Origin of the sequence: Thermococcus sp. M36 (assembly GCF_012027355.1) — an archaeon.
In the GTDB taxonomy this organism is placed as follows: Archaea; Methanobacteriota_B; Thermococci; order Thermococcales; family Thermococcaceae; genus Thermococcus.
This window is the reverse complement of sequence record NZ_SNUH01000295.1, coordinates 1-407: the sequence shown is the minus strand read 5'-3', so window position 1 is coordinate 407 and position 407 is coordinate 1. Positions and strand designations below refer to the sequence as shown.

Here is a 407-nt window from a genome sequence, read left to right as displayed (position 1 = left end):
AAAGAATGCTATTACGCTGTTAAGAAACAGCAATACTTCATTACTTCCTTTGAAGGCTAATAAAGTTGCTTACATCTCCATCGGTTCACCAAAAGAAAATGTAATAGCAGCAAGGCTTAGAAAAGAAAACAATGCAGATGTATATTTATTTGGAAGCAAAGCTGCTGTTGGTAAAGAAGTAATGGATGATTTGAGTAAAATGAATGTCGTTGATAAAACCGATAGTGCCGCTGTTACACAATTAGTTCAAACTTTACAGCAAAAAAATTATGATGCAGTAATTGTTGGTGTACACAATTACAGCAGAAGGCCGGCTAATAATTACGGCATCAATAAACCAACTGTTTATTTATTGAATGAGTTGAATAAATTTAATCAATCAGCCTTTTTATTTTTCGGTAATCCTA

Annotated in this window: 1 protein-coding gene; it reads left to right on the top strand. The window is 32.9% G+C overall.

From position 1 onward, the window contains the following. Nucleotides 1–407: hypothetical protein (locus tag E3E36_RS12415; RefSeq protein WP_206203729.1), on the top strand; the 407-nt coding region annotated here is incomplete at both ends.